The sequence below is a fragment of the Variovorax sp. MSC1_012 genome (assembly GCF_023667525.1).
Taxonomy (GTDB): Bacteria; Pseudomonadota; Gammaproteobacteria; order Burkholderiales; family Burkholderiaceae_C; genus Variovorax; species Variovorax beijingensis_B.
Map to the genome: position 1 here is coordinate 4,942,820 of NZ_CM174443.1, position 20,407 is coordinate 4,963,226.

19 protein-coding genes are annotated in these 20,407 nt (G+C 67.7%); 11 read left to right on the top strand and 8 right to left on the bottom strand.

Annotated features, from left to right (window positions below):
• Positions 1–137: 137 nt before the first annotated feature.
• A complete protein-coding gene (locus tag L1081_RS23270) occupies positions 138–815 on the bottom strand; it encodes a TetR family transcriptional regulator C-terminal domain-containing protein (protein ID WP_489416829.1) in 678 nt (225 codons plus the stop codon).
• 152 nt (positions 816–967) lie between these two features.
• Between L1081_RS23270 and L1081_RS23275 the strand changes: the two genes are divergently transcribed.
• Positions 968–2,038 carry a type II asparaginase gene (locus L1081_RS23275; protein WP_489414263.1) on the top strand — a complete coding sequence of 357 codons (1,071 nt, stop codon included), beginning with the start codon at positions 968–970 and terminating at the stop codon, positions 2,036–2,038.
• A 118-nt stretch (positions 2,039–2,156) separates the two neighbouring features.
• Here L1081_RS23275 and L1081_RS23280 read toward each other — a convergent pair whose 3' ends face one another.
• From L1081_RS23280 to L1081_RS23290, 3 genes are read right to left on the bottom strand one after another with little or no spacing between them, the layout of a single operon-like run.
• Positions 2,157–2,972 carry a phosphatase PAP2 family protein gene (locus L1081_RS23280; protein WP_489414264.1) on the bottom strand — a complete coding sequence of 272 codons (816 nt, stop codon included), beginning with the start codon at positions 2,970–2,972 and terminating at the stop codon, positions 2,157–2,159.
• Positions 2,973–2,988: 16 nt separating this feature from the next.
• Positions 2,989–3,813: a metallophosphoesterase gene (locus L1081_RS23285; protein ID WP_489414265.1), complete on the bottom strand. Its 825-nt coding sequence runs from the start codon at positions 3,811–3,813 to the stop codon at positions 2,989–2,991.
• Positions 3,810–4,775 carry a diacylglycerol kinase family protein gene (locus tag L1081_RS23290; protein ID WP_489414266.1) on the bottom strand — a complete coding sequence of 322 codons (966 nt, stop codon included), beginning with the start codon at positions 4,773–4,775 and terminating at the stop codon, positions 3,810–3,812. Before L1081_RS23290 ends, L1081_RS23285 begins: the two co-directional genes overlap by 4 nt.
• A gap of 249 nt (positions 4,776–5,024) precedes the next feature.
• Between L1081_RS23290 and glyQ the strand changes: the two genes are divergently transcribed.
• The 5 genes from glyQ to L1081_RS23315 are packed head-to-tail and all read left to right on the top strand — an operon-like array spanning position 5,025 to position 10,459.
• Positions 5,025–5,930 carry a glycine--tRNA ligase subunit alpha gene (gene glyQ / locus L1081_RS23295; RefSeq protein WP_021012613.1) on the top strand — a complete coding sequence of 302 codons (906 nt, stop codon included), beginning with the start codon at positions 5,025–5,027 and terminating at the stop codon, positions 5,928–5,930.
• A 3-nt stretch (positions 5,931–5,933) separates the two neighbouring features.
• Positions 5,934–8,072: a glycine--tRNA ligase subunit beta gene (gene glyS, locus L1081_RS23300; RefSeq protein ID WP_489414267.1), complete on the top strand. Its 2,139-nt coding sequence runs from the start codon at positions 5,934–5,936 to the stop codon at positions 8,070–8,072.
• Positions 8,073–8,091: 19 nt separating this feature from the next.
• Positions 8,092–8,685 (top strand): D-glycero-beta-D-manno-heptose 1,7-bisphosphate 7-phosphatase, encoded by a 594-nt coding sequence (gene gmhB / locus L1081_RS23305; RefSeq protein ID WP_319427842.1) that lies wholly within the window; start codon positions 8,092–8,094, stop codon positions 8,683–8,685.
• The gene (locus L1081_RS23310) at positions 8,685–9,461 is read left to right on the top strand and encodes a lysophospholipid acyltransferase family protein (RefSeq protein ID WP_319439638.1); all 777 of its coding nucleotides are present in this window, start codon (positions 8,685–8,687) and stop codon (positions 9,459–9,461) included. Before gmhB ends, L1081_RS23310 begins: the two co-directional genes overlap by 1 nt.
• A 44-nt stretch (positions 9,462–9,505) precedes the next feature.
• Positions 9,506–10,459: a YgjP-like metallopeptidase domain-containing protein gene (locus tag L1081_RS23315; RefSeq protein WP_489416830.1), complete on the top strand. Its 954-nt coding sequence runs from the start codon at positions 9,506–9,508 to the stop codon at positions 10,457–10,459.
• Positions 10,460–10,535: 76 nt separating this feature from the next.
• Here L1081_RS23315 and L1081_RS23320 read toward each other — a convergent pair whose 3' ends face one another.
• The 4 genes from L1081_RS23320 to L1081_RS23335 all read right to left on the bottom strand — a co-directional run bounded on the left by L1081_RS23320 (position 10,536) and on the right by L1081_RS23335 (position 14,681).
• Positions 10,536–11,306: an SDR family oxidoreductase gene (locus L1081_RS23320; RefSeq protein ID WP_489414268.1), complete on the bottom strand. Its 771-nt coding sequence runs from the start codon at positions 11,304–11,306 to the stop codon at positions 10,536–10,538.
• A 67-nt stretch (positions 11,307–11,373) separates the two neighbouring features.
• Positions 11,374–12,285 (bottom strand): pseudouridine synthase, encoded by a 912-nt coding sequence (locus L1081_RS23325; RefSeq protein ID WP_489414269.1) that lies wholly within the window; start codon positions 12,283–12,285, stop codon positions 11,374–11,376.
• Positions 12,282–13,592 carry a leucine-rich repeat domain-containing protein gene (locus L1081_RS23330; RefSeq protein WP_489414270.1) on the bottom strand — a complete coding sequence of 437 codons (1,311 nt, stop codon included), beginning with the start codon at positions 13,590–13,592 and terminating at the stop codon, positions 12,282–12,284. The genes L1081_RS23325 and L1081_RS23330 overlap by 4 nt, the downstream gene beginning before the upstream one ends.
• Positions 13,593–13,601: 9 nt before the next feature.
• On the bottom strand, positions 13,602–14,681 hold the full coding sequence (locus L1081_RS23335; RefSeq protein ID WP_489414271.1) for an MBL fold metallo-hydrolase: 1,080 nt from the start codon (positions 14,679–14,681) through the stop codon (positions 13,602–13,604).
• Between the two features lie 120 nt (positions 14,682–14,801).
• Between L1081_RS23335 and L1081_RS23340 the strand changes: the two genes are divergently transcribed.
• The 5 genes from L1081_RS23340 to L1081_RS23360 all read left to right on the top strand — a co-directional run bounded on the left by L1081_RS23340 (position 14,802) and on the right by L1081_RS23360 (position 20,404).
• The gene (locus L1081_RS23340) at positions 14,802–15,200 is read left to right on the top strand and encodes a MerR family transcriptional regulator (protein WP_489414272.1); all 399 of its coding nucleotides are present in this window, start codon (positions 14,802–14,804) and stop codon (positions 15,198–15,200) included.
• Positions 15,201–15,238: 38 nt separating this feature from the next.
• Positions 15,239–16,003 (top strand): carbonate dehydratase, encoded by a 765-nt coding sequence (gene can / locus L1081_RS23345; protein ID WP_489414273.1) that lies wholly within the window; start codon positions 15,239–15,241, stop codon positions 16,001–16,003.
• A gap of 4 nt (positions 16,004–16,007) precedes the next feature.
• Complete coding sequence (gene aceK / locus L1081_RS23350) at positions 16,008–17,828, top strand: bifunctional isocitrate dehydrogenase kinase/phosphatase (RefSeq protein WP_319427835.1); 1,821 nt, start codon at positions 16,008–16,010, stop codon at positions 17,826–17,828.
• A 54-nt stretch (positions 17,829–17,882) separates the two neighbouring features.
• Complete coding sequence (locus tag L1081_RS23355; protein WP_489414274.1) at positions 17,883–19,067, top strand: acetyl-CoA C-acyltransferase; 1,185 nt, start codon at positions 17,883–17,885, stop codon at positions 19,065–19,067.
• 86 nt (positions 19,068–19,153) lie between these two features.
• Complete coding sequence (locus L1081_RS23360; RefSeq protein ID WP_489414275.1) at positions 19,154–20,404, top strand: glutamate carboxypeptidase; 1,251 nt, start codon at positions 19,154–19,156, stop codon at positions 20,402–20,404.
• The last annotated feature ends 3 nt before the right edge of the window (positions 20,405–20,407 follow it).

A 20,407-nucleotide genomic window follows, 5' to 3' on the forward strand; every position in this document is an offset into this window, starting at 1 on the left:
ACGGATGCACCAGCCAGGACATCCCGGTTGGCGAAGGGTGCGAAGGTACAGACGCGACACTGCGGCAACCAGTGTCGAAAGTCACGAAAGCGGCGCAGCCGGCCCCCGGCGAAGGCCGGCTGCCGACGGACGAGAACTTAAGTCTTGATGCCGCAGCCGCCCAGCACGAAGGCCACGAGCTCGCGCGCGATCGGCTCGCGGTCGATCGGCGCGTCGGGCGGCAGGCCGAGCATCACGCGCGTCTGGATCGCGTAGTCGGCGTAGCTCTGGGTCATGGCCCAGATGTGCATCAAGAGCAGGCGGGCATCGAGCGGGCGCATCTGCCCGCGCGCGATCCAGCCGTTGATGATGTCGACCTTCTTCTGCGTCCAGGCCCGCGCATTGGGCCAGTAGCGGTCGAGGTTGCGGCCGCCGTCGAGCACTTCGCGCGTGAAGATGCGCGAGATCTCGGGGTTGTCGAAGGCGTGGTCGAGCTTCTTGCGGATGTAGTCGCCCAGCACGGTGGCCGGATCGCTGGCGTCCTCGAACGAGAACACCACTTTCCAGGCATGCAACACCTGCATCAGCAGCTCTTCATAGAGCTCTTCCTTGCCGGCGATGTAGTAGTGCAGCTGGGGCTTGGTGAGGCCGGCGCGCGCGGCTATGGCCTGGGTGGACGTGCCCTTCAGGCCATGCAGGCTGAACTCGGCCACGGCCGCGGTGCGGATCGCCGCCATGATGCGCTCGCGCCCCGGCCGCGCGCGCGACAGCGGGCCGTCAGGGGCGGGCATTTCCTGGGCGGGACTCGGGGACAGGGCGGCGGGATCGGCGTTCATGGCATGGCGGATGTGCGGCGGTGCGCCCGGCGATGGTAATCCTTGGCGCATGGCCGCATGCCATGCCGGCATGGAAGCGCAGGGCATGCGGGCACGGTTCATGTATCTTCTCGCCGCTTCCAGAAATTCATCCAAGACAAGGAGTTCCCTTCATGTACCTTTCCCCCCGTTTCCGTGCCTTCGCGGCCGGCGCCGCGCTGCTCGCGGCCAGCGCCCTGGCGCAAGCCCAGCAGGCGCTGCCCAATGTGGTGATCCTGGCCACCGGCGGCACCATTGCGGGCGCCGGCGCCTCGGCCGTCAACAGCGCCACCTACGCGGCCGCCAAGGTCGGCGTCGAGAAGCTGATCGCCGGCCTGCCCGAGCTTTCCAAGATCGCCAACGTGCGCGGCGAGCAGGTGTTCCAGGTCGCTTCCGAAAGCCTCACCAACGACAACCTGCTGACGCTCGCCAAGCGCGTCTCCGCGCTGTCGAAGCAGCCCGACGTGGACGGCATCGTCATCACCCACGGCACCGACACGCTGGAAGAAACCGCTTTCTTCCTCACGCTCACCGTGCGCACCAGCAAGCCGATCGTCGTGGTCGGCTCGATGCGCCCGGGCACAGCCCTGTCGGCCGACGGCGCGCTCAACCTGTACGACGCAGTCAGCGTGGCCGGCAGCAAGGACGCGGCGGGCAAGGGCGTGCTGGTGACGATGAACGACAACATCGACAGCGGCCGCGACGTGAGCAAGAACGTCAACATCAAGACCAGCGCCTTCTCGAGCCAGTGGGGCCCGCTCGGCATGGTGGTCGAGGGCAAGAACTACTGGTTCCGTGCACCGGTGAAGCGCCACACCATGAGTTCGGAGTTCGACATCGACGCAATCAATGCGCTGCCGCCGGTCGAGATCGCGATGGGCTACGAGGGCGTTTCGTCCATTGCCATCGACGCTTTCGCCAAGAGCGGCGTGAAGGCGATCATCCATGGCGGCACGGGCAACGGCTCGGTGGCCAACCGCATCGTGCCCAACCTGCAGAAGGCGCGCACCGACGGCGTGATCGTGATCCGCAGCTCGCGCGTGGCCGACGGCTTCGTGATCCGCAACGCCGAGCAGCCCGACGACAAGTACGACTGGGTGGTGGCACACGACCTGCGTCCGCAGAAGGCACGCATCCTGGCGATGGTGGCCTTGACCAAGACCTCCGACACCAAGGAACTCCAGCGCATCTTCTGGGAGTATTGACCCACCCCCGAAGCGGCTCACTTCGTGTAGCCGCTTCCCCCTCGAGGGGGCAACACCGGCGGCCCGGCGAAGCCGGTTCCGCGGTGTTCCTGGCGAAGACCGCCTCGATCGATGTCGCTCAGGGGCGGATGCGCCGGCGCTTTCGGTGCCGCGCGTATTCGAGGCTGCCCACGCACACGAGCAGCCAGGCCAGGCCGGTCAGCAGGCCGGCCGCCACGTCGCTGGCGAAATGCACCTGCAAAAACACGCGGCTGCACGCGATGGTGACGATGGCCGCCGCGGCCGCCATGGCTGCCGGCACATGCCAGCGCGCCGGCAACAGGCGCAGCGCCAGATACAACAGCATGCCGTAGCTCACGATCGCGCCTGCGCTGTGGCCGCTCGGGAAGCTGAAGCTCGTCTCCAGCGCCAGCCCGTGGTCGTGCAGCGGCCGCGCGCGCGCGAAGATGCGCTTGAGCGCCGGGTTCAGCAGCACGATGCCTCCGAGCGCCATGACCCAGCCCAGCGCCAGCCCATGGTGCGCGCGGCGCCACAGCAGCAGGGCCACCGCAAGGCACACCGGCGCCAGCAGTTCGGCATCGCCCAGGTGTGTGAGCCAGCTGAAAGCCACGAGCGCCGCCCACGGCAGGTGGTCCCCAACCGCATCGGCCAGCGCCTGGTCGGCCAGGCCCAGCAGGCGCCCGTCGCCGAGCTTCGATGCAAGGTACGCCACCAGGCTGGCCGCCCCGAGGATCGAGAGGAAGCCGATGGCCAGCCCGGCGGCCAGCCGCGGTTCGTCGGGCTCTTCGGCCGACGATCTCCTGATGCGCCACCGCTGCAGCGCCTGGCAGGCCACGCCGGCGCCGAGCACCGAGACGGCAAGAGCGCCTGCAAACCAGGCGAGCGAATGTTCGCCGAGCTGGCGGGCGAGAAGAACGAGGGCAGGGGCTTCCATCGGCATGCGGCGCACCCTAAGCGGCCACCGCGGCGCTGGCAAGCGGAAGCCGCAAAACCTTGGCGCACACGAAGGCCTTGTCGGCGGCCGAATGGTCCCAGCGCTCGGCCTGGCACACGCGGCCGTCTTCCGGCGCGCCCAGGCGCAGCACGTTCACCGAATTGGGATGGCCCGCGCGCACGCGCGACGACACCGCCGTGCCGGCCTGTACCGCCCATGCGGTGCGCGGGCAGCCGGCGTACGCGCCGTGCAGCGAGCGCACGAATGGCAGGTGGATGTGGCCGCCCAGGATCAGGTCGGCGCCGGCCGCGCACCAGCGCGCGACGGCGGCTTCGCGCCCGTGCAGCCGGTTCGACATGTCTTCCTGCCGCGTCACCATCACCGGCTGGTGCGTGACCACCACGCGCAATTGCGAAGGCAAGGCGCCCGCCAGCCGGGCCGCCACCCGCTCGATCTGCGCGGGCGAGACCTCGCCGTCCGCATGCCGCCACCAGCGCGTGGTGTTGACCGCCACCACCAGCCAGTCGGCGGATTCGAACACCGGCTCCAGGTTGGTGCCGAAGGCGCTGGCGTAGCGCGCATAGGGCGAGAACAGGCGCGCGCCCAGCTGGAACAGCGGAATGTCGTGGTTGCCCGGAATGGCCACCACGGCCGGTGCGGCCAACCTGTCGACGAAGGCGCGCGCCGCCGCGAACTGCTTGCGCGTGGCGCGCTGCGTGATGTCGCCCGAGAGCACCACCACCTGCGGCGACAGGGCCTGCGCGAGCCGCTCGAGCGCGGCCATCACCTCGGGCTGCTCGGTGCCGAAATGCGTGTCGGAGATCTGCAGCAGGCAGCTCATTGCTTCGCGGCCTCCAGCTCGGGCGCGACGTCGGGCCGCACCAGCCACAGCGGCTCGGGCGAGACCCGGAACAGCAGCGGCATCTCGGCCCAGGCGATCTCGCCGTCGGTGGCCACCTTCACGCGGCGCGGCGGATGCAGGCGGCCGGCCTTCACCGTCATCGACTCGAACGGGAAGCTCAGCACCTCGTCGGCGCTCCCCAGCCGGCCGAGCGCGCCGCGCAACAGCAGGCCCGGCATGGCAAGCACGCCCATTGGCTTCAAGGCGACGGCGGCCAGCTGGCCGTTCTCGGGCGCATCGGCATGCTCGATGCCCACCTGCAGCAGCTGCAGCGGGTTGTTGCCGACGAAAAGCGTCGTCGTGCGGATGTCGCGCTCCACCCCATGCGAGGCGATGCGCAGGTTCCAGTGCCGGTGGCCGCGCATCACGGTGAGCAGGCCGGCGAAGAACGCGACCCAGCGGCTGCGGCCGTAGCGCACCTTGTAGCTCTCGCGTTCCTCCAGCAGCTCGGCATACAGGCCCATGCTGGCATTCACCAGGAAGATGCGGTCGTTGACCAGCCCCACCTGCACCGGCCGCGGCTGCTCGGCCAAAAGCACCTGCAGCGCCTGCGCCGTGTCGCGCGGAATGCCGTGGGCGCGGCTGAAATAGTTGAAGGTGCCCTGCGGCAGCACGCCGAAGGCCAGCCCGCTGCCGAGCGTGGCCCGCGCCACCGTGTTGATGGTGCCGTCGCCACCCGCGGCCACCACCACCCCGTCCACGGCGCGGGCGCGCTCCACCGCTTCGCGTGCCAGCGCCTGCACCGTCGTGCGTTTGTCGACCAGGAAGATGCGCAGCCTCCGGCCGGCCGCGGCGCAGCCCGCCTCGATGATTTCGCGGGTTTCGCCGGCGTCCGCACTGCCTGAGCCGGCGTTGAGAACGATGAACAGGGGAGAGCTCGGACCGAGGGGAGACGGCTGCATGTCGATGGAAACCGGAAAAAGGAGGGAAAGAGCCCGGCGGGCTGCGAAAGTTCGGGCGCGAGGGGCGGGAAGCCCGGGAAAAGCGCGGTGCGCGCCCCCGCCCCGCGGTTGTCGCACGGGCGGCCGGTCCTCGCAGGCGGCCGGCATCCCGGCTTGCTGTGGGAGAGCGGCCCTCCGCCCGTAAAATCGTCTGCTTTCGCGGTGCTTCATCGCGCTACCGTCCAACGCCCGGTCACGCCGGCCTGCTTCATGTTGACCTTCCAGCAAATCATTCTCAAACTGCAGTCGTACTGGGCCGACAAGGGCTGTGCGCTGCTGCAACCCTACGACATGGAAGTGGGCGCGGGCACCTCGCACACCGCCACCTTCCTGCGCGCGCTCGGCCCCGAGCCCTGGAAGGCGGCCTACGTGCAGCCCAGCCGCCGCCCCAAGGACGGCCGGTACGGCGAGAACCCCAACCGCCTGCAGCACTACTACCAGTACCAGGTGGTGCTCAAGCCGGCGCCCAGCAACATCCTGGAGCTCTACCTCGGCAGCCTCGAAGCGCTGGGCTTCGACCTCAAGAAGAACGACATCCGCTTCGTCGAAGACGACTGGGAGAATCCCACGCTCGGCGCCTGGGGCCTGGGCTGGGAAGTCTGGCTCAACGGCATGGAAGTGACGCAGTTCACCTATTTCCAGCAGGTCGGCGGCATCGACTGCAAGCCCATCACCGGCGAGATCACCTACGGCCTGGAGCGGCTGGCCATGTACCTGCAGGGCGTGGACAACGTCTACAACCTGACCTGGACCGAGGGCCTGAGCTACGGCGACGTCTACAAGCAGAACGAGGTCGAGCAGTCGACCTACAACTTCGAGCACAGCGACGCCGAGTTCCTGTTCACCGCCTTCGCGGCGCACGAGAAGCAGGCCAGGCACCTCATGACCGAGCAGCTCGCGCTGCCGGCCTACGAGCAGGTGCTCAAGGCCGCGCACAGCTTCAACCTGCTCGATGCGCGCGGCGCCATCAGCGTGACCGAGCGCGCGGCCTACATCGGCCGCATCCGCAACCTCGCGCGCAGCGTGGCGCAGAGCTACTACGAGAGCCGCGAGCGGCTCGGTTTTCCGATGGCGCCTCGCGAGTGGGTTGCACAAATCACGAAGAAGGCGGCCTGAGCGATGACGAGCGTGCAAAAGAACCTGTTGGTCGAACTCTTCGTCGAAGAGCTGCCGCCCAAGGCCCTGAAGAAACTCGGCGACGCCTTCGCCGGCGTGCTGCGCGACCAGCTCGTGGCCCAGGGGCTCGCCGAGCCCGCCTCGGTGCTCACGGCCTACGCGTCGCCGCGTCGCCTCGCTGCGCACCTCACGCATGTGGCCGAGCGCGCCGCCGACAAGGCCGTCTCGCAAAAGCTCATGCCCGTGGCCGTGGGGCTCGACGCCTCGGGCCAGCCCACGCCCGCGTTGCTCAAGCGCCTGGCCGCGCTGGGGGCCGACGCCTCGGCCGTGCCCGGCCTGAAGCGCGCGATGGACGGCAAGGCCGAAGCGCTGTTCTACGAAAGCACCGCCAAGGGCGCAACGCTGGCCGAAGGCCTGCAGAAGGCGCTGGCCGAAGCCATCGCCAAGCTGCCGATTCCCAAGGTGATGAGCTACCAGCTCGAAAGCGGCTGCGAGCTGCCCGGCTGGAGCAGCGTGAGCTTCGTGCGCCCCGCGCATGGCCTGGTGGCGCTGCATGGCGACGCTGTGGTGCCGGTCGAGGCGCTCGGCCTGAAGGCCGGCCGCGAAACCCACGGCCACCGCTTCGAGGCGGCCGTTGACCCCGTGGTGCTGCGCGACGCCAACAGCTATGCGCTGCAGATGCAGGACGAGGGCGCGGTCATCGCGAGCTTCGAAGCGCGCCGCACCGAGATCGCGCGCCAGCTCGCGGCCGCGGCCGTGCGGGTCGGCGGCGCCGCCGTGCCCATTCACGACGATGCGCTGCTCGACGAAGTGACCGCACTGGTCGAGCGGCCCAACGTGCTGGTCTGCAGCTTCGAGCGCGAATTCCTCGAAGTGCCGCAGGAGTGCCTCATCCTCACGATGAAGGCCAACCAGAAGTACTTCCCGCTGCTCGACGCCTCGAACAGGCTCACCAACAAGTTCCTGGTGGTCAGCAACATCAGCCCCGAGGACGCGAGCGCGGTGGTCGGCGGCAACGAGCGCGTGGTGCGCCCGCGCCTGGCCGACGCCAAGTTCTTCTTCGACCAGGACCGCAAGAAGTCGCTGGCCTCGCGCGTCGAATCGCTGGGCAAGGTGGTCTATCACAACAGGCTCGGCACCCAGGGCGAACGCGTCGAACGCGTGATGCGCATTGCGCGCGGCATCGCCGAAAAGCTCGGCGGTGCCGCGCTCGTCGCGCATGCCGTGCAGGCCGCGCAGCTCGCCAAGGCCGACCTCGTGACCGACATGGTCGGCGAGTTCCCGGAGCTGCAGGGCACCATGGGCCGCTACTACGCGCTGCACGACGGCCTCTCGGCCGAAGTGGCCGACGCGATCGAAGACCACTACAAGCCGCGCTTTGCCGGCGACGAACTGCCGCGCAACAGCGTGGGCCTCGTGGCCGCGCTGGCCGACAAGCTCGAGACGCTGGTCGGCATGTTCGGCATCGGCAACCTGCCCACCGGCGACCGCGATCCCTTCGCGCTGCGCCGCCATGCGCTCGGCGTGATCCGCATGCTGATCGAGAAAGACCTGCCGCTGAAACTCGACGCGCTGCTGCAGGACGCCGCCGCGCAGTTCAAGGACATCGAGGGCTTCGACACCGGCAAGGCTACGGCCGAGCTGCAGGACTTCATCCTCGACCGCCTGGCCGGCAGCCTGCGCGAGCAGGGCGCCAGCGCGCAGGAAGTCGACGCCGTGCTGGCGCCGCGGCCGCAGCGCCTGGGCGAAGTGCCCAAGCTGCTGGCGGCGGTGCGCGCCTTTGCCGCGCTGCCTGCCGCCGCCGCGCTGGCCGCCGCCAACAAGCGCATCGGCAACATCCTCAAGAAGGCGCCCGAAGCCGACGCGCACGTGAGCGAGCTGCTGCTGCAGGAGCCCGCCGAGAAGGCGCTGCATGCCGCCATGGCCGAGGTCGTGCCTGCCGCCAATGCTCAGTTCGATGCCGGCGACTACACCGCTTCGCTGCAGACCCTGGCCGCGCTGCGCGAGCCGGTCGATGCGTTCTTTGACGGCGTGATGGTCAACGCCGAGCAGGCCGACCTGCGCCTGAACCGGCTCGGCCTCCTGATGTCGCTGCACGCCGCGATGAACCGCGTGGCGCAGCTCGAGCGGCTGGCCGCCTGATCCCCCCGGCGACCTCACGATGGGCGGCACTGCCATGAAACTCGTCATCCTCGACCGCAACGGCACGATCAACGTGCACCGCGAAGACTTCGTCAAGAGCGACATCGAGTGGACGCCGCTGCCCGGTGCGCTCGAGGCCGTGGCCCGGCTCAACCATGCGGGCTGGCATGTGGTGGTCGCGTCCAACCAGTCGGGCCTGGGCCGCGGGCTGTTCGACATGGCCTCGCTCAATGCCATGCACGCCAAGATGCACAAGATGCTCGCGGCCGTGGGCGGGCGGGTCGATGCAGTCTTCTATTGCCCGCACAGCCCCGACGAGGGCTGCGAATGCCGCAAGCCCGCGCCGGGGCTGTTCCGCCAGATCGGCGACCGCTACGGCATCGACCTGAAGGACGTGCCCACCGCGGGCGACAGCCTGCGCGACCTGCAGGCCGGCGCGGCCGCCGGCTGCGAGCCGCACCTGCTGCTCACCGGCATGGGCGCGGCCTGCCGCGGTGTCGATCCGCTGCCCCCCGAATATCCGGCGAACACCCTGGTTCACGAGAACCTCGCCGCCTTTGTCGACTTTTTGCTTGCGCGCGAAGCGCAGGCTGCACTGCAGGTGGCTGTCTGATGGCGTTTATCCGTTCCGTTCTCCATGCACTCTGGATGCTCGTCACCGTGGTGCCCTGGGGCATCATCATGTGCGTCAGTTCGCTCTGGAAGCGCGGCATACCGCTCTACTGGATGGCGGTGCAGTGGCTCAGCTGGGCCATCGGCGGCGCACGGGTGCTGCTCGGCATCCAGACCCGCGTGACCGGCATGGAAAACCTGCCCGCCGACAAGCTGGCCGGCGCGGTCCTGCTGGTGAAGCACCAGTCGACCTTCGAGACCTTCCTGATGCCCACGCTGATGCCGCATCCGCTGGCCTTCGTGTTCAAGAAGGAACTGATCTACGTGCCCTTCTTCGGCTGGGCGATGGCCCGGCTCGACATGATCCACATCGACCGCAGCCAGCGCGCGCAGGCCTTCAACAAGGTGGTGAACCAGGGCCGCAAGCTGCTTGCGCAGGGCATCTGGATCATCATGTTTCCCGAAGGCACCCGTATTCCGCGCGGCCAGAAGGGCACCTACAAGAGCGGCGGCACGCGGCTCGCATGCGAGACCGGCGTGCCGGTGATCCCGGTGGCCGTCACCTCGGCCAAGGTCTGGCCGCGCAAGGCCTTCATCAAGCGCCCCGGCGTGGTCGACGTGTCGATCGGTCCAGCCATTCCCAGCGTGGGCCGCAAGCCCGACGAGCTGATGCGCGAAGTCGAAGCCTGGATCGAATCCGAGATGCGCCGGCTCGATCCCGAGGCGTACCGCGACAGCCTGCCGCTGCCGCAGGCGCCGCAAGAGGCGTTGAAGTAGAAAACAAGAAAGAGCCCGAGATGCGGGGACTGCTTCAGTTCACGATGGACCTGTTCGAAGGGTTGGGCAATGAGTTTGCACCGGCCAAGCCGAGCGAGCTGCGCGGCAAGAAGGTCCGGAAAAAGGCGGCGCCGCCGGCCGTGCCCGCACCCCCGGTGGCCGATGCGCAGCAAGGCAGGGCCGAGGACGCCGGTCCCGCGCTGCCCGCCGTCCCGCTGCGCGACACGCTTGCGCTTGCAAGCTTCGCGCATCCCCAGGCCACGCGCGAAACGGTGCTGGGCTCGGCGCGCGTGGCCTACGAGTTCAGGCGCGGCAAGCGCAAGACCATCGGGTTCGTGGTCGGCGCCGAAGGCTTGTCGGTGCGCGCGCCGCGCTGGGTCACGCTGCGCGACGTCGATGCCGCCATCCAGGAAAAGGCCGACTGGATCCTGCGCAAGTTGCTGGAGACGCAGCAGCGCCACGCACGCGTCGAGGCCACGCGCATCGACTGGAAAGACGGGGCCGAGTTTCCCTTCATGGGCGAGACGGTCGTGATCCGTCTCGATCCGAAGCACGGCTTTGCAAGCGTGGGCGGCACGCTCGATGCGAGCGATGACGGCACCGGGCTACGCACCCTGCGGCTGGCCGTGGCGCAGAACGCCGAGGCTTCGCAGATACGCGATGCCGCCCAGGCCTGGCTCATGCGGCAGGCGCGCCGACTGTTCATCGAGCGGCTCGACCACTTCGCGCCCCGGCTCGGAGTGCGGTGGCAGAAGCTGTCGTTGTCGAATGCCGCGACTCGTTGGGGAAGCGCGAGCGCGGATGGGTCGATCCGGCTGAACTGGCGCCTGATCCACTTTCGCCTGCCGGTGATCGACTATGTGGTGGCGCACGAGCTGGCGCACCTGCGGGTGATGGACCACTCGCAGCGGTTCTGGGATACGGTGGAGAGCGTGGTGCCGGACTATGACTTGCTACGGCAGCAGCTCAAGGATGAGGCTGTGCCTCGGTGGTCTTGAGGGTGTTGTCTCTTTTGTTTTTCGGGGCCGGGGCGAGACCCGGCCCCCACCCTCAAAAAACCAAAAACAAAAAAACTCACCGCGCGTGCGTAACCCCCCCATCCACCACCAACGTAGACCCCATCACATAGTCCCCCGCCCGGGAGGCGAGATAAATGGCCGCCCCTGCCATGTCCTCCGGCACCCCGATGCGCCCCGCGGGAATCCGCTCCTTCACCTCGTCGCCATGGTCGCGCGCCAGCTTGTTCATGTCCGAGGCAAAAGCCCCGGGCGCAATCGCGCTCACCACGATCCGCTCCTGCGCGAGCCGCAGCGCCATGCGCCGCGTGAGCTGGATCAGGCCGGCCTTGCTCGCCGCGTAAGAGTACGTCTCCTGCGGATTCACCGAGATGCCGTCGATCGAAGCAATGTTGATCACCTTCGCGAGATGATCGGTCGCCGCCTTCTTGAGCATCGGCGTCAGCGCCTGGGTCAGGAAGAAAGGCGTCTTGAGGTTCAGGTCCACCACCTTGTCCCAGCCGCTCTCGGGAAACTCGTCGTACGGCGCGCCCCAGGCCGCGCCGGCGTTGTTGACCAGGATGTCGAGCGCGTCCTCATGCTTCGCATAGGCGGCGACCAGCGCCTGCGCGCCTTCCAGCGTGGACACGTCGGCCGGCAGCGACACGCAATGGCCGAAGGCCGAAAGCTCCTTGGCGGTCTGGTCGCAGGCCGCGGCCTTGCGGGCCGAGATGTACACGCGCGCGCCCTGGGCCAGGAAGCCCTCGGCAATCATGCGGCCGATGCCGCGCGAGCCGCCGGTGATCAAGGCGCTGCGGCCCTTCAGCGAGAAGAGTTGGGTGGTGTCCATGGTGCAGGAGTCTCCTGAATGAAAGTTTTCAGGAAACGAGCTTAGTGCGCGGCGTGCCCGCAGGGCGTCACCTTGGCGGCAGTGCCAAGCTGCGCGGGCTCGTGAAGCTGCGCGGTTCGCCGCTCACCGGGTCCTGGAACGCCACCGACTTGGCCAGCAACTGCAATGGCTTGTCGAAGTCGTCGCTGTCGGGCGGCAGCAGCGCAGGGTAGAACGGATCGTTGACGATCGGCATGCCCAGCGCCATGCAGTGCACCCGCAGCTGGTGCTTGCGGCCGGTGACCGGCGAAAGCTCCAGCAGGGCGTGCCCGCCCGCCGTCTTCCGCAGCGCGATGCGCGTTTCCGAATTGGGCTCGCCGGCCTCTTCCTTCACGCGCATGAAGTGGTCGTCGTCGACCAGCCGGCTGCGGTAGGTGCCGGGCACCGAAGACACGCCGGGCTGCCACGGCACCACGGCCTCGTAGTGCTTGGCGATGCGGCGCTCGGGGAACATGGCCTGGTAGGCGCCGCGCGTTTCGGGGCGCACTGAAAAGAGCACCAGCCCCGCGGTGCTGCGGTCGATGCGGTGCAGCGGCACCAGGTCGTCGAGCTTCAGCTTGCGCTTGAGCCGCACCAGCAGGCTTTCCTGCAGGTACTTGCCGGTGGGGGTCACGGGCAGGAATGGTGGCTTGTCCGCGACCACGATCTGGTCGTCCTGGAACAGCACCTGCTCGTCGAAGGGAATGCGCACCTCGGCATCGAGCGTGCGGTAGTAGTACACGCGCAATGGCGCCTGGTAGCGGCGCTGCGCGGTCACGGGCACGCCGTGCTCGTCGACCACGTCGCCGGCTTCCATGCGGGCCATCCAGGCTTCGCGCGTGATTGCCGGAAAGCGTTCGATCAGGAACTCGGCGATGGTGGGCCATGCGCCTTGCGCAAGGCCGACGCAGCTCGGGCCGACGCCGTCGCGCGTGGGCAGGGGCAGGCGCTGGCCTGTCATTGCGAGAGTTCGCCCTGGAGCAGTGCCAAGGCCTCGGCGAACGAGGGCCGCGCGGACACTTCGGCCTGCATGCAGCGGTCCTTCAGCGCAACCATGGCCTGCGGCGGCGCATCGCTGCAGCGCTCGAGCAGTTCTTCCAGCAGGCAGCCGAAGGCGCGCATCTCCAGCTGCTGCAGTGCCCGGGCCTGCGCCGGCTCGAGCGCGCCGGTCATCCAGGCCGCGCCGAAGTCGCCGAGCAGTCCGCCGCCCTGCGCGTTCCAGAGGATGTTGTGCGCGTAGAGATCGCCGTGCAGGATGCCGCGCGCATGCAGGTGCTGCATGGCGGACGCGATGTCGCGGGCAATGCGCAATGCCACGCCGGAAGTCCACCGCGCATCGTCCGCATAGACGTCGCGCGTGCAGGACGCAAGGCTCGGCGGCCCGGCGAGCGTGCGGAAAGACGGATCCACCAGGGCCATGACCAGTCCCTGGGTGCCATCCGGATGTCCGTCGATCCGGCTTTGCGCGGCAATCAGCGTTGGATGCGCGCCGGCCGCGATGCTGGCGGCCATCTCGCTGTGCGGCCAGCCGTCGCTGGTGACGGCGCCCTTGAACAGCTTGACGGCCACCGGTTGCGCCGCGGGGCCCAGCACCGCCTGTTGGATGACTCCCGATGCACCTTCGCCGAGCTTCTGTCCCAGCGCCAGCTCGCGCCAGTCGACATGCGGCACCGACTGCGCGGCGATGGCTGCTTCCTCGGCCTGCATGTCGAAGGGGTTGCCTGCCCCCGCGAGCCACGACAGGCGCGGCAGCGCAAGCAGCCATGCGGGCAGCGCCTCGAAGCGGTTGGCTGAAATGCGCAGCAGTTCGAGCCGGCCGCAGGCCGCCAGCGATTCCGGCAGCGCACGCAGTTGATTGCCGGCGAGCATGAGCTTCTGCATGGCGGCGCACTGGCCCAGCGCCTCGGGCAGGGTGTCGATCTGGTTGTCCGTGAGGATCAGCCAGCGCAGCGCCGGCAGCTGCAGTGCGGCGGCAGGCACGGTGCGGATGCGGTTGGCCTTGAACCCGATCATCTCCAGCGCCTGGCACTGGCCGACGGCTTCGGGCAACTGCGTGAAGCGGTTGTCGGAGCAGAACAGCACGCGCAGGCGATGCAGCCGGCCGAGGTCGGCGGGCAGCGATTCGAGCGCGTTCCCGGAGAGGTTCAGTGTCTCGAGCGAATCGGCCAGGTCGAAGATCTCGCGCGGAAACTCGGTGAGTCCGCACGAGAGGTCGAGCCTGGTGGCGCCTGCCAGCCGGCCCGCGCGCAGCTCAGCAAGCGTGTCCATCCGCCGAGTCTAAAGTCCCTGGCCCGCTGCGCTGCCGGCGCCGAAACGGTAGATGCCGTCCGTGCCCAGCTCGCGCCGGACCTGGCCCGCGAACCACAGCAGGTGCAGGTGGGCCACGGTCTCGCCCATTGCGAAGGTCATCTGGTGCAGATCGAGTTCGCGCTTGAACAGGATCGGCAGGCCCTCGGCCGCGGTGAGCGGTCGCGCGGTGCAGGCTTCGAGCAGTTCGGCCAGGCGGTCGCGGTGGTGCTCCTGCAGCTGGTGGACGCGGCGGTGAATGCCCGTGAACGGCTTGCCGTGCGAGGGCAGGCCCAGCGTGTCGGCCGGCAGCGCCTTGAACTTGTCGATGCTGTCCAGGAAGAGCCGCAGCGAATTGGCTTCGGGCTCGCCCGCGTGCACGCTCACGTTGGTCGAAATGCGCGGCAGCATCATGTCGCCGCCCAGCAGCAGCTTCAGCTCGTCGCAGTACAGCGCGATGTGCTCGGGCGCATGGCCATAGCCGCTGATGCAGCGCCAGGCGTGGCCGTTGATGGCCACGGTGTCGCCGTCCATCATCCGCGTGAAGCGGTCGGGCACGGAGGGCACCATGTTGGCGTAGTAGTTGGTGCGCGCGCGGATCTTGGCCACCGCCTCGGGGTCGACGAGGCCGTGCGAGGCGAAGAAGCGCGCAGCCGCGTCGCCGCCCGCCAGCGTGTCGCCGGCGGTGCTCAGCACGCGCGCCACGTGGTAGTCGGTCGAGCTGATCCACAGCGGTGCGTTCCAGCGCGTGCACAGCCACTCGGCCAGGCCGATGTGGTCGGGGTGCATGTGGGTGACGATCACGCGCAGGATCGGCAGGCCCTGCAGCTGGGTTTCGAACACCTGCTCCCACTGCGCGCGGGCTTCGTCGTGCGCGATGCAGCAGTCGACCACCGTCCAACCCTCGACGCCGTCGAGGCTGTCGCGCAGCAGCCAGAGATTGATGTGGTCGAGCGCGAACGGCAGCCGCATGCGGATCCATCGCACGCCCGGCGCGATTTCCAGTGCTTCGCCGGGGACGGGCAGGGTGTCGCCCAGGGGGTAGTGGAGTTCGCGTTCGAGGAGGTTCATGTAAGATTGACGTTTACGTAAACGTCATGGGTTGAGGGCATCATTGTAGGCAGGGCGGGGCCATCCAGCTGTCGCCACGGCAACGCCCCTCCAGACGGCTTTTCGACAGATTCCAGTCCAATGTCCGCGCAAACCTTCACCATCAGCCAGCTCGCGAAGGAATTCGACCTCACGACGCGTGCCATCCGCTTCTACGAAGACATGGGGCTGCTCACGCCGGAGCGCGCCGGCGTGCAGCGTGTCTACAGCGCGCGCGACCGGGCGCGGCTCACGCTCACGCTGCGTGCCAAGCGCCTGGGCCTGAGCCTGACCGAGGCGAAAGACATTCTCGACATGTACGACAGCCCGCGCGACACCGTGCCGCAGCTGCAGAAGTTCCTTGGCGTGCTGGGCACGCACCGCGCCCAGCTCGAATCGCAGCTGGCCGAGCTGCAGGCCAACCTGGCGGAAGTGCGCGAGCACGAAAAAAAGGGCCGCGCGGCCCTGGCCAAGGCGCAGAAAGCGGCCAGAACGGCCTGAGATCCCGATCGAACCACGACTCATCGACAATCACCACCATGTCCGACAATCTTGATGACCTGTTCGCCCACAACCGTGCCTGGTCCGCACAGATGGAACGCGACCGGCCCGGCTTCTTCACCAGCCTGGTGAAGCAGCAGACGCCGCGTTACATGTGGATCGGCTGTTCCGACAGCCGCGTGCCCGCCAACCAGATCACCGGCCTGGAGCCGGGCGAGGTGTTCGTGCACCGCAATGTCGCCAACATCGTGGTGCATTCCGATCTCAATGCGCTCTCGGCGATCCAGTTCGCGGTCGAGCACCTGAAGGTGGAGCACATCATGGTGGTGGGCCACTACGGCTGCGCCGGCGTGAAGGCGGCGCTCAGCGGCAAGCGCATCGGCCTGGCCGACAACTGGATCCGCCACATCCAGGACGTGCGCGACCGCCACGCCGTGATGCTCGACTCCCTGCCCGAGGACGTGCGCGTCGATGCGCTGTGCGAACTCAACGTGGCCGAGCAGGTGGTCAACGTGGCCGTCAGCACCGTCATGGTCGATGCCTGGGGCCGCGGCCAGAAGGTCAAGATCCACGGCTGGACCTTCGGCGTGCACGACGGCCTGCTGCAGGACCTGGGCCTGAACGTCGACGGCGCCAAGCCGCTCGACGCGGTGTACAAGGCCGCGGTGCAACGCATCCGCTACAAGTGGAGCAAGCCCGCGGGCGCCTCGCCGTCGGCGCAGGCCGGGGCCGACGGGACCGAGCCCATCGAAGCGCCCCCGGTCGACCAGATCGGCGAAAGCACCGGAACGAAAACCGGCTGAGCCGATGTTCCCGCAGCGTCTCGATTCACCGCTGGCCTACGACATCGCCAAGGCGATGATCGACGGGTTCAATCGCCACTACACGCTGTTTCGCGCCGAATCGGCGCGCGCCAAGCACCGCTTCGAAACGGCCGACTGGCACGGCCAGCAGCGCGCGCAGCGCGAGCGCATCGAGTTCTACGACATGCGCGTGAACGAGGCCGTGGCCCGGCTCGAAAAGGAATTCAAGGCCGGCGACCAGCCGATGGAAGTGTGGCACCAGGTCAAGCTGCACTTCATCGGCCTGCTGGTGGACCACCACCAGCCCGAGCTGGCCGAGAGCTTCTTCAATTCGGTGACCACGAAGATCCTGCATCGGGCCTACTTCCAGAACGACTTCATCTTCGTTCGCCCGGCCATCAGCACCGAGTACATCGAGCCGCGCGGCGCGCCCACGTACAGGCCCTACTACCCCTCGCACGACACGCTGGCCGACACCATCGAGCAGATGCTGGACGACTACGGCCTGCAGGGCAGCTTTGCCAACAAGCGGCGCGATGCCGAGCGCGTGGCCCACGCCATCATGGGGCGCTTCCACCAGGTGAAGCTGCGCGCCAACTTCCAGCTGCAGGTGCTCTCGGGGCTGTTCTATCGCAACAAGGGCGCCTACGTGGTCGGCAAGATCATGAACGGCTTCGTCGAACTCCCGTTCTCGTTGCCGATCCTGCACGACAGCCATGGCAAGTTCTATGTGGACGCGGCGCTCTTCGGCGAGGACGACCTGCAGATGCTCTTCAGCTTTGCGCGCGCCTACTTCATGGTCGACATGGAAGTGCCCTCGGCCTGTGTGCAGTTCCTGCGCTCGCTCATGCCGCGCAAGCCGCGCGCCGAAATCTACAACGCACTGGGCCTGGCCAAGCAGGGCAAGACGCTGTTCTACCGCGACTTCCTCTCGCACCTGAACTACTCGAGCGACCGCTTCCGCATTGCGCCCGGCATCAAGGGCATGGTCATGCTGGTGTTCGACCTGCCCTCGTTTCCTTTCGTGTTCAAGGTCATCAAGGACTTCTATCCGCCGCAGAAGGACACCACGCGCGAGCAGATCAAGGGCAAGTACATGCTCGTGAAGCAGCACGACCGCGTGGGCCGCATGGCCGATACGCTGGAGTACAGCGACGTGGGTTTTCCGCTCGACCGCTTCGAGCCCGAGCTGATCGAGGAGATCAGGAAGTTCGCGCCCAGCCAGCTCGAGATCGGCGACCGCGACGGCAACGGGGAGATGGAGCTCGTGCTCAAGCACGTCTACATCGAGCGCCGCATGATCCCGCTCAACATCTTCCTGCAGGAGGCCTTCGACACGCTGGCCAACCCCGAAAGCCCGGCGCATGCCAAGCGCGCGAAGGAGCAGCTCGAGCATGCGGTGGTCGAGTACGGCAACGCCATCAAGGACATGGTGGCGGCCAACATCTTCCCGGGCGACATGCTGTGGAAGAACTTCGGCGTCACGCGCGGCGGCAAGGTGGTCTTCTACGACTACGACGAGATCGAATACATCACCGACTGCCAGTTCCGCAAGGTGCCCGCGGCGCGCAACGAGGAAGACGAGATGAGCGGCGAGGTCTGGTATTCGGTGGGCCCGAAGGACGTGTTTCCCGAGACCTTCGGGCCCTTCCTGCTCGGCAACGACGCGGTGCGCGAAGCCTTCATGGCGCACCATGCCGACCTGCTCGACGCTGCCTTCTGGCAGCACCACAAGGAACGCATCCGGGCCGGCCAGATGCTCGATGTGTTCCCGTACGAAGAGTCGCAGCGCTTCCCGCATGAGGGCCATGCGACCCATTTCTGATTGAGCCCCGGTCCGCGACGACCGCTTTCTTTCAACTTTCCGAAGGAGACCACCATGCCTGAATCCATCGTCATCGTCGGCGCCGCCCGCACCCCCATGGGGAGCTTCCAGGGCGACTTCTCTTCCCTTGCCGCGCACGACCTCGGCGGCGCCGCCATCAAGGCCGCCGTCGAGCGCGCCGGCATTGCGCCCGACAGCGTGGGCGAGGTGCTGTTCGGCAACTGCCTCATGGCCGGCCAGGGCCAGGCGCCGGCGCGCCAGGCGGCCTACAAAGGCGGCCTGCCCGACAGCGCGGGCGCCGTCACGCTCAGCAAGATGTGCGGCTCGGCCATGAAGGCCGCGATGCTTGCGCACGACCTGCTCCTGGCCGGCACGCACGAGGTGATGGTGGCGGGCGGCATGGAAAGCATGACCAACGCGCCCTACCTCATGCTCAAGGGCCGCGGCGGCTACCGCATGGGCCACGACCGCATCTTCGACCACATGATGCTCGACGGCCTGGAAGACGCCTACCAGCCGGGCCGCTCGATGGGCACCTTCGGCGAGGACTGCGCCGCCAAGTACAAGTTCACGCGCGAGCAGCAGGACGCTTTCGCCATTGCCAGCGTGCAGCGCGCCAAGGCCGCCACCGAATCCGGCGCGTTCAAGGACGAGATCACGCCCGTCACCGTGAAGGGCCGCGGCGGGGACACCGTCGTTTCCATCGACGAGGGCCCGGGCAAGGTCAAGCTCGACAAGATCGCCACGCTCAAGCCCGCGTTCAAGAAGGAGAACGGCACCATCACCGCCGCATCGAGCTCGTCGATCAACGATGGCGCCGCGGCGCTGGTGATGATGACCGAGTCGCACGCCAAGAAGATCGGCGCCAGGCCGATCGCGCGTCTGGTCGGCCATGCCACGCATGCGCAGCAACCCGAGTGGTTCTCCACAGCGCCGGTCGGCGCCGTCGCCAAGCTGTTCAAGAAGACCGGCTGGACCGTCAAGGACGTGGACCTGTGGGAAGTGAACGAGGCCTTCGCGGTGGTGCCGATGGCGCTGATGCACGAGCTCGACGTGTCGCACGAGATCGTCAACGTGAACGGCGGCGCCTGCGCGCTGGGCCATCCCATCGGCGCCAGCGGCGCGCGCATCATGGTCACGCTGATCCATGCGCTGAAGGCGCGTGGCAAGAAGCGCGGCGTGGCCACGCTGTGCATCGGCGGCGGCGAAGGCACCGCCGTGGCACTCGAGTTGCTTTAACAAAAACCAACCTCCACAAGCGCCCCTTGCCGGGGCGCTTCGTGGTTTTCTTCTCTACGAATACTGCAGACGCCAGGAGATTCTTCATGCGCCCATTCAATCAACGCACCGTTCTCGCAGCCCTGCTGGCGGCCTCCTTCCTGGCGCCAGCCGCCAGTTGGGCGCAAAAGCGCGACAACGTGCTGTTCCAGGCTGCCACCGATGCGCAGCCCGCGGTGCTCAAGACGCTGGAACAGCTGGTCAACATCGAAACCGGCACGGGCAATGCCGAGGGCCTTGCGGCCGCGGGGAACTACCTCGAAGGCGAACTCAAGAATCTTGGCTTCACCGTCACGCGCAGCAAGTCGGCCGGCCTCGTGGTGGGCGACAACATCGTCGGCAAGCTCAAGGGCCGGGGCGGCAAGAACCTGCTGCTGATGTCGCACATGGACACCGTGTACCTCAAGGGCACGCTCGCCAAGGCGCCGTTCCGCATCGAAGGCAACAAGGCCTACGGCCCCGGCATTGCCGACGACAAGGGCGGCAATGCCGTCATCCTGCACACGCTGAAGCTGCTCAAGGACTACGGCGTGCGCGACTACGGCACCATCACCGTGCTGTTCAACACCGACGAGGAAAAAGGCTCCTTCGGCTCGCGCGACCTGATCCAGGAAGAGGCGAAACAAGCCGACTACGTGCTCTCGTTCGAGCCCACGAGCGCGGGTGACGAGAAGCTTTCGCTCGGCACTTCGGGCATTGCCTATGTGCAGGTCAACATCACCGGCAAGGCCTCGCATGCGGGCGCCGCACCCGACCTGGGCGTGAACGCGCTGGTCGAGGCGTCCGACCTGGTGCTGCGCACCATGAGCATCGACGACAAGGCCAGGCACCTGCGCTTCAACTGGACCATGGCCAAGGCCGGCAACGTGTCGAACATCATTCCGGCCAGCGCAACGCTGAACGCCGACGTGCGCTACGCGCAGAACGAGGACTTCGAGGCCGCCATGAAGACGCTCGAAGAAAAGGCGCAGCAGAAGAAGCTGCCCGAATCCGATGTCAAGGTGGTGGTCACGCGCGGCCGTCCAGCCTTCAACGCCGGCGAGGGCGGCAGGAAGCTGGTCGAAAAGGCCGTGGCCTACTACAAGGAAGCCGGCGGCACGCTGGGCGTGGAAGAGCGCACCGGCGGCGGTACCGACGCGGCCTACGCGGCGCTCTCGGGCAAGCCCGTGATCGAGAGCCTGGGCCTGCCGGGCTTCGGCTACCACAGCGACAAGGCCGAGTACGTCGACATCAGCGCCATTCCAAGGCGCCTGTACATGGCTGCGCGCCTGATCATGGACCTGGGCTCCGGCAAGTAAGCA

Coding starts and splice junctions, on each gene's coding strand:
- L1081_RS23290 (WP_489414266.1), bottom strand. CDS start 4,775: ATGCAGCCGTCTCCCCTCGGTCCGAGCTCTCCCCTGTTCATCGTTCTC.
- L1081_RS23330 (WP_489414270.1), bottom strand. CDS start 13,592: ATGGACACGCTTGCTGAGCTGCGCGCGGGCCGGCTGGCAGGCGCCACC.
- can (WP_489414273.1), top strand. CDS start 15,239: ATGTCCGACAATCTTGATGACCTGTTCGCCCACAACCGTGCCTGGTCC.
- L1081_RS23270 (WP_489416829.1), bottom strand. CDS start 815: ATGAACGCCGATCCCGCCGCCCTGTCCCCGAGTCCCGCCCAGGAAATG.
- L1081_RS23315 (WP_489416830.1), top strand. CDS start 9,506: ATGGACCTGTTCGAAGGGTTGGGCAATGAGTTTGCACCGGCCAAGCCG.
- L1081_RS23280 (WP_489414264.1), bottom strand. CDS start 2,972: ATGGAAGCCCCTGCCCTCGTTCTTCTCGCCCGCCAGCTCGGCGAACAT.
- L1081_RS23285 (WP_489414265.1), bottom strand. CDS start 3,813: ATGAGCTGCCTGCTGCAGATCTCCGACACGCATTTCGGCACCGAGCAG.
- L1081_RS23310 (WP_319439638.1), top strand. CDS start 8,685: ATGGCGTTTATCCGTTCCGTTCTCCATGCACTCTGGATGCTCGTCACC.
- aceK (WP_319427835.1), top strand. CDS start 16,008: ATGTTCCCGCAGCGTCTCGATTCACCGCTGGCCTACGACATCGCCAAG.
- gmhB (WP_319427842.1), top strand. CDS start 8,092: ATGGGCGGCACTGCCATGAAACTCGTCATCCTCGACCGCAACGGCACG.
- glyS (WP_489414267.1), top strand. CDS start 5,934: ATGACGAGCGTGCAAAAGAACCTGTTGGTCGAACTCTTCGTCGAAGAG.
- L1081_RS23275 (WP_489414263.1), top strand. CDS start 968: ATGTACCTTTCCCCCCGTTTCCGTGCCTTCGCGGCCGGCGCCGCGCTG.
- L1081_RS23355 (WP_489414274.1), top strand. CDS start 17,883: ATGCCTGAATCCATCGTCATCGTCGGCGCCGCCCGCACCCCCATGGGG.
- glyQ (WP_021012613.1), top strand. CDS start 5,025: ATGTTGACCTTCCAGCAAATCATTCTCAAACTGCAGTCGTACTGGGCC.
- L1081_RS23335 (WP_489414271.1), bottom strand. CDS start 14,681: ATGAACCTCCTCGAACGCGAACTCCACTACCCCCTGGGCGACACCCTG.
- L1081_RS23320 (WP_489414268.1), bottom strand. CDS start 11,306: ATGGACACCACCCAACTCTTCTCGCTGAAGGGCCGCAGCGCCTTGATC.
- L1081_RS23325 (WP_489414269.1), bottom strand. CDS start 12,285: ATGACAGGCCAGCGCCTGCCCCTGCCCACGCGCGACGGCGTCGGCCCG.
- L1081_RS23360 (WP_489414275.1), top strand. CDS start 19,154: ATGCGCCCATTCAATCAACGCACCGTTCTCGCAGCCCTGCTGGCGGCC.
- L1081_RS23340 (WP_489414272.1), top strand. CDS start 14,802: ATGTCCGCGCAAACCTTCACCATCAGCCAGCTCGCGAAGGAATTCGAC.